This window comes from Morganella sp. GD04133 (genome assembly GCF_029835375.1).
Lineage (GTDB): Bacteria > Pseudomonadota > Gammaproteobacteria > Enterobacterales > Enterobacteriaceae > Morganella > Morganella morganii_B.
Genome location: NZ_JAODZS010000066.1, coordinates 1 through 7,568, shown reverse-complemented (window position 1 = coordinate 7,568; position 7,568 = coordinate 1). Strand labels below are relative to the sequence as shown.

Below are 7,568 nucleotides of genomic sequence, written 5' to 3'. Positions count from 1 at the left end.
ATAATACGAACAAAAAAATACCGGGAAAATCCCGGTATTTTTTTGTTCTGAAAAGAGGAAATCAGAATAAGTATTTAAAACGGACACGCGCCCCGTAACGGTCGTTATCTTTACTGTCAACCATCGTCATATCCCCTTTCCCGTTAATATGGGAATAATACGCACCGAGATAGGTTTTAAAATTATCCATGCCCAATATATCCGGTAACTCATACGACGTGAATACGGTATGAATATTATACCGGCCCGGATTTAACGTATCATACTGACTGTCATCAAGTGCATTCACAACCTGATAGGATTTAATATCATTATGTGCATAGATATAACCCAGCTGGAACTTGCGCCATAAGATATTCGTTCCGGCTGAGAAGTCATTTTCATTCTTCGCATCCAGATAAGCCGTGCTGAGATTAACCACCACCCCGTTCTCCGGGTCATCCTTCAGGGTATCCCATTTCATGGTCAGGCCATAGCCGGTACGGCGCGACTGATCCGTAAATTTGCCGTCAGCATTATCAAAACCGTAGGCATTACTGATGACGTTGGCATCCACAGCACCCGCAATCGTGACATTATCATAATTCCATGCCACCACAGGACGAACGTAAATCACATTCTTTTTATTCTGTAATTTACGTCCATGATATTCCTGATCTTTAAAGACACGACTGCCATCCTCAACCAGCGTATTCACCTCAAAATACCAGTTATCATATTGGCTGCTGAGGTTCATTCCGCCACCGTGGTTACTCCGCCCGCGCCCTTCTTTCATCATATAGATATAGCCGAACCCGTCAGCATAGAGATCATTGGCACTGTTACCCGAATGTTCAACAAACGTATCCTGGTTCAGCGGGAACATATCATAGGCTTCATAGCGGCCGATTTTATATTTCCATTTATTTTCTTTACCAAAATAGAATACGGCATCATCCAGCCCGATATTACCGGTCATATTCGCTAACGGCTGAACACTAAAGCCGGCATAGTTGCCGTTATCCAGTTTCCGCTGCCCGTCAAGACCAATCAGTATCCGTCCGTTAATATCCCAGCGCTCTTTATCACCGAAATCATCGGCCCCGTGCCCGGTCTGTGTATGCATTGAGGTAATCTGCCCTTTCCGGCTGGCAGCATCTATATTGAACTCCACATCACCGTATAATTTCAGTGACCCTTTACCGTTATCTGCGCTGACGATATTACTGAAACCCGATGTATTTCCCTTATCGGTATTGCCGGCCGGCGCCGTATTCTGAGCCATTAAACTTTCCAGACGTTCTGCTTTTTTCTCTGCCGCCACAGCTCTGGCTTCTGCTTCAGCCGCTCTTTTTTCAAGACTGTTCAGACGCGCCTCAATATCACTTAATGATGTTTCAGCACCGGCAGAAAAAGGGAACACAAAAACAGCAAACCCTGTTATCAATGCTAATTGCGTTAATTTCATTATATTTACCTTTGTTCGCGACGATCAGATGGCTGCGGCATATGAATATGCCGGGCCTTCATCAGAAAAATTTATTATCAGAAATTTAATTATTGTTTTATTTTTAATACATATTCAGGCGTGATTTCTTCAAACGACGAAATAATAAGATCAGCACCACGTAATAATGCATGATCTCCGGTGATACCGACTGAAAAAACACCCGCCCTGTTCAGCGCAGTAATACCTGACTGTGCATCCTCAAAGCCTATTGCATCCTGCGGCAGGACATTAACAGATAACGCTGCCTTCAGAAATATTTCAGGGTCCGGTTTACCTTTACTCAACAATGCAGGATCGACAATTGATTTAAAATAATTATCAATATTGAGTTTTTTTAAAATAAAAGGTGCATTACGGGATGCCGATGCAACGGAACACGGTATATTAAGCATATTCGCCCGGACAATAAAATCATGAACCCCGGGTAAAATATCCTTTTCGGATAACTCCCCGAGTAATTTCACATAATAATCATTTTTTTCATCCGACAGTAATCTCTTTTCCTCATGACTGTACATATCCGACTGACGACCATACTCTAATATTTTTTCTAATGATTCCATCCGGCTGATGCCTTTGAGGTTTTCATTAAATTCCTCACTGATATCAAAGCCTGCCTTATTGGCAATATATCGCCATGCAATATAATGATACTTTGCCGTATCAACAATCACACCGTCCAGATCGAATAAAAATCCTGATTTCATGATGTGTATTCCTTTACATAATGATATGAAAACGGCGTGCCTGCTGTAATCTGATGTGTTTCATTATCAATATCGATATAGGCTTCTTTGTCCGCCGTGACGGATACCGATGCCGGTGAGATTAAAAAGTAATAATGAACACCACGATGCTGTAAATTAAAACGGATACGTTTCCATTCCGCCGGTAATGATGGTGAAACAGATAAACGATCACCACGAATATCCACTCCGGCATAGGACATTACCGCCGTATTGATTGTCGCGGCCATAACCCCGGTGTGAATACCTTCAGCGGTGGTTCCGCCCTGAATATCACCATAATCCGATCGCAGCGCCTGCTGATACAATTCCCGGGACAAATCGTGCAACCCGGTATCACAGGCCAGTTGTGCATGCACCACTCTGGATAATGTGGAGCCGTGAGAGGTCCGTTTTAAATAATAATGAAGGTTCGTCTGTGCGTAATCACGCCCTAAGTGATAGCCCATGTTATTCAATATCCCGGTGACATCATCACGGGAAAAATTATTGAATATCATCAGCGTATCGGCCTGTTTGGCCACCTTATAATTATCCGCACTTTTACCTTCCGCACGTAATATTCTGTCCATCCGGTAAATATTGCCGTACTTATTCTTATAGTGTTCCCAGTCAATCTCTTTCAGGGAAAAATACCCGTCAAACTGAGCAATGACATCATCATCAATGACCAGCGATAAATGCTGACCGGCATGACGGATTTCCCGGATAAACACGGTGTCTTCCCCGCCGGTATGAAACTGCGGATACAGTTCAGCCAGGACGGAAAACAGCCAGGAGATCATCATATTGGTATAGGCATTATCTTTGAGCCCGGCGGCGCTGCTGCCGCTGATATGCTCATGAAATTCATCCGGCCCCATCACGCCGCTGACAGAATAACGCCCGGTAACCTCATCATATTCCGCTTTACTCAGCCAGAAGCGGGCAATATCTGTCAGCATTTCCATACCGTACAGCCGCATGAATTCCGCATCACCGGTATTTTTCCAGTACAGCCAGATATTATAAGCAACGGCAAGAGATACATGGCGCTGAAGATGACTGTAATCCGGATCCCAGTGACCGTTCAGCGGATTCAGATGCACCGATTGTGTCTGCTCACTGCCGTCCAGACCGGACTGCCACGGATACACCGCGCCCTGACAACCGCTGTCCTGTGCAATTTTCCGCGCTTCCGGTAACCGGTTATAACGGTACATCAGCAACTGGCGGGCCGTTTGCGGGAAATGCATAATATAAAAAGGCAGGATAAAGATTTCATCCCAGAAAATATGCCCCCGGTAAGCCTCTCCGTGTAATCCCCGGGCCGTCACCGACACATCGAGCTTATATTTTCCGTTACTGTATGGTGAACACGATGACAGCAGATGACAGATATGCAAACGTAATAACTTCTGAGACATTAAATCGCCGTCAATAACAATATCGGCCTTATCCCATAAGTTTTTCCATGCCTGCTCAGACGCTTCTGCCTGAACAGCAAAATCAGCCAGCGTTGTTTTATCCGCATCAGCCCAGTTATCCGGAAAAACAGACGAAAGACGGATGTTAATACTTTTTGCAAGACGGTATGTTTTTCCCTTTTTCGCATGACAGGTAATAAGCTGCTGTACTTTATCAGGGCTCTCTTTTATCTGAATATCGCTGTCAGTAAAAAAATCCCCGCTTATTTTTGCGGTCACACCGATACCGATACCTGATTGCAGTGTCCGTGCATTTAATTGTGTATAACGGCCTTCCGCCCCGCGGGACAATACCCGGTAATGGTCTGATGTCAGGCTGCGGTAACGTTCCACACCATAATTACGGGTCGTGCCGTCAATACAGGTGGCAACGGTAATCTCCGCATCAACATTCAGGGGAGTGAAGCTGTATTCAACCGCAAACCGTTCCGGACAGGACATATCCGCCAGCATCCGGCTGTTAATCTGAATCAGGTGTTTACGGGAATCTTCTGCAACCCAGGTCTGCGTCAGAATACCGGTTTTTAAACACAGGTTCCGGTACAGGACTTTATTGCGGCAATTTTCCGGCGATAACCACTCACCATCGCCGATTTTTATCCGGACGGAACGGGCATCAGGAACATTCACAAAATCTTCATTCGATACCGTATTCCCGGCGACATCTGACTCCGCACGGTTATAACAACCGGCCAGATAGGTTGCCGGATACGCCGCATCACCTGCCCGCATATCCGGCAGTGCTCCGCGCACCCCGAGATATCCGTTTGCGGTGGTTAATAATGATTCTGCGGCATATTCTTCTTTGCCCGCCGTAAATCCGGAATAATCGATATTCCAGCAAAGTTGTTCATATTTCTGTTTTAGTGCCTGCGCCAGATCGCTTTCTGTTAATACGATCGTTCCCTGCTGTGCAATAAAAGGCACATTGAAGATTTCCGAAAATGATTTCTCCAGATCAATAATGGCATTCCCGGCAAGTTCAGCACAAAATGCAGGATAATCCGGCACCCGCTCCCCCTTAATGACACCACCTTTAATACCGGGAAAATCACGGCTGATTTCGGTTAAAATATCCAGACATGTTTTAACGGATATCTCACGCCAGCAAAAAGCATAGTCATATTTATCGCTGCCGGAAAAAATATCAGCACCACTTTCTTTTACAGACACAGTCAAATAGCACATATTAAATTCACTTTATTAATTTACAGGGAAGTTACCAGGGTGCCTTTGCGCTGCTGATAACGATACATCATCATTGTTAATAAGATCGGAACAACAATGGCGACTATCATGGCAACAAGATAAATACCCCAGAAAGCAGGCTGAATAGACAAAATTCCCGGAATACCGCCGACACCAATACCATTGGATAACACATGCGCAAAACCACAAATTAACCCTGCCAATGCAGCACCAATCATGGCGCACAGCATCGGGAAACGGTAACGCAGGTTTACACCGTACATTGCCGGTTCAGTCACACCTAAATAGGCAGATATTGCCGCCGGAATCGTTATTTCTCGTTCGTCCTTTTTGCGGCTCATAATAATGATGCCGACAACCGCTGAGGCCTGAGCAATATTTGATAATGCAATGATAGGCCAGATAGGTGTTCCGCCGATGCTTTGCGTCAACTGCATATCAATGGCCAGCGTGGTGTGATGCAACCCGGTAATGACCAGTGGCGAGTAGAAAAAACCAAATATCATTGAGCCGATTAAGGCATAATCACCCAGCATTAAATAGCGGACACCATCCGAAATAAGATTACCGACAGCACGTCCGAACGGCCCCAGAATGGCGTGAGCCACTACCACCGAAACCAGAATGCTGATGATCGGTACAACCACCAGTGTTAAATATTCCGGGATACGGCGCCGTAATTTCACTTCAAACCAGCCAAGGAATAAACCGGCCAGAATAGACGGGATCACCTGAGCCTGATACCCCACTTTCTGAATGGTAAATACGCCGAAATCCCAGACATCCGGCGTCTGACTGCCGATACCATAAGCATTCATCAATTGAGGTGATACTAATGTAATGCCCAGCACAATACCCAGGATCGGAGAACCGCCCATTTTTTTGGTTGCTGACCAGCAGATAGCCACCGGCAGGAAATGGAATATTGCTTCACACGGTAACCACAGGAAATCATATATTGGCTTTAGCCAGTCATAATACGCCGTCAGCGGTTTATCATCGCGGATCGGCATTTCACCGATAACATTGCGGAGTCCCAGTAATAAACCACCACAAATTAATGCCGGCAGCAAAGGAACAAAAATTTCGGCCAGATTGGCAATAAGCCGCTCCCAGAATTTCATATTTTTTCTGGCAGCGACCTTGGTTTTTTCTTTATCTGATTCAGATATATTGAGTTTTTCAATTAAGCCGCGGTAGTAGTCACCGACATTCATGCCGATGATAACCTGGAATTGACCTGCGTTATTAAAACACCCCTTAACCCCGGGTATTTGCTTAATAGACTCAATATCTGCCAGTTCAGGATTATTTAAAACAAAGCGTAATCGTGTCAGACAGTGAGATACTGTGCTGATATTTTCCTTTCCGCCGGTAAATCTGATGATCTGATCCAGTTCATCACTGTGAACATTAATCTCCATATCCCCATCCCCGTATAAAACGTCTCTTTTTTAAAATACGTTCAGTATGGGAATGACTCAATGGGAACGATCCCATTGCGGGACAGACATCACACAAAAATTTATTTAACGCAATAAAATCAATAAGTAAACGAAGGTGACGGGACTAAGTGTATTTTGGGTGAAAAATTGCCATTAACCATATCAATCAATAAGTTGACAGATTTCTGACCGGTTTCACTAATGCCCAGACGACATGTTTTTACATCCGGAAAGAGGAAGGTTAATAAGTCATTTCGTCCGATACAGGCAACAAAAATAGTATTAATCTGATGATGAAGAAGATATTTTTTGACACCAAATGCCAATGATTCAGTTGCGCATAATATGGCCTGGGGGCGTTTCAGTACGATATTTTCAGCGAGAAGATAACCGCTTTCATAATTTAATTCACCTAATGCCGCATCCGATACTATGTTATATTTTTCGCAGTAATGCTTATAGGACTGATAACGTAATAACCCAGTTGTTTCATCATGTTCATTAACACCGATATAACTGATGGCTGTAAAATTCTTCTCCTGATGAAGATAATTCATCAAATGATTTACGGTTCCGGAATCATCATTACAGACACAGGTATACCCTTCAAACGGACGGGCAATAACAACAATATTTTTTTGCCAGGAGGATAATTGCTCTCTGTCCAAACCGGTAAATGCAAATAAAATAACGCCATCCACCTTTCGTCTTTCAAGCATAGACAGATGCTCATCAACTTTTGCAGGGTCAAACTGGCTTTCCAGAATAATAGGATCAATATTATTTTTATATAAGACCGGCAGCATCGCGCGAATTGCCTGATTCTCAGAATAGGAATCAAGCCGGGTAACAATAATACCAAATGTCCGGCCCGTTAATCCTCTCATCGCCCGTGCTGATTTTGATGGCGTAAAGTTATTCTGCTCAATGACTGCCAGGACTTTACGACGGGTCTCTTCATTGACGTTCTGCTCGTTATTTATCACGCGGGAGACAGTGGATTTACCGACATTACAGATAGCTGCAATATCTTTAATGGTGAGTTTTTTCACTGTGTATGCTCCCGTTGATTCATTTTGATCTGGTTATCAGAACAGATGCCAGGTGAGTCCTGCAATCCGGTGCAGGGTATTATACGCATTTAACGATGAGAATTGCCGGTTGTTAATTCATTATCCTAAAAATGAGCACATATTTCGCCATTTTTCTTTCC

The 7,568-nt window shown here is 44.1% G+C and carries 5 protein-coding genes; all 5 read right to left on the bottom strand.

The window, feature by feature from the left end; translation table 11 throughout:
* Positions 1 to 61: 61 nt before the first annotated feature.
* The 5 genes from N7387_RS20630 to treR all read right to left on the bottom strand — a co-directional run bounded on the left by N7387_RS20630 (position 62) and on the right by treR (position 7,407).
* Positions 62 to 1,447 carry a carbohydrate porin gene (locus N7387_RS20630; protein ID WP_279800875.1) on the bottom strand — a complete coding sequence of 462 codons (1,386 nt, stop codon included), beginning with the start codon at positions 1,445 to 1,447 and terminating at the stop codon, positions 62 to 64.
* Positions 1,448 to 1,536: 89 nt separating this feature from the next.
* Positions 1,537 to 2,196 carry a beta-phosphoglucomutase gene (pgmB, locus tag N7387_RS20625; RefSeq protein WP_279800874.1) on the bottom strand — a complete coding sequence of 220 codons (660 nt, stop codon included), beginning with the start codon at positions 2,194 to 2,196 and terminating at the stop codon, positions 1,537 to 1,539.
* Positions 2,193 to 4,889, bottom strand: a complete 2,697-nt coding sequence (locus N7387_RS20620) for a glycosyl hydrolase family 65 protein (RefSeq protein ID WP_279800873.1) — start codon at positions 4,887 to 4,889, stop codon at positions 2,193 to 2,195. The genes pgmB and N7387_RS20620 overlap by 4 nt, the downstream gene beginning before the upstream one ends.
* A 20-nt stretch (positions 4,890 to 4,909) precedes the next feature.
* Positions 4,910 to 6,334, bottom strand: coding sequence for a PTS trehalose transporter subunit IIBC (treB, locus tag N7387_RS20615; RefSeq protein WP_262860010.1), 1,425 nt, complete (start codon positions 6,332 to 6,334; stop codon positions 4,910 to 4,912).
* A gap of 119 nt (positions 6,335 to 6,453) precedes the next feature.
* Positions 6,454 to 7,407 carry a trehalose operon repressor TreR gene (gene treR / locus N7387_RS20610; protein WP_279800872.1) on the bottom strand — a complete coding sequence of 318 codons (954 nt, stop codon included), beginning with the start codon at positions 7,405 to 7,407 and terminating at the stop codon, positions 6,454 to 6,456.
* Positions 7,408 to 7,568 lie beyond the last annotated feature (161 nt).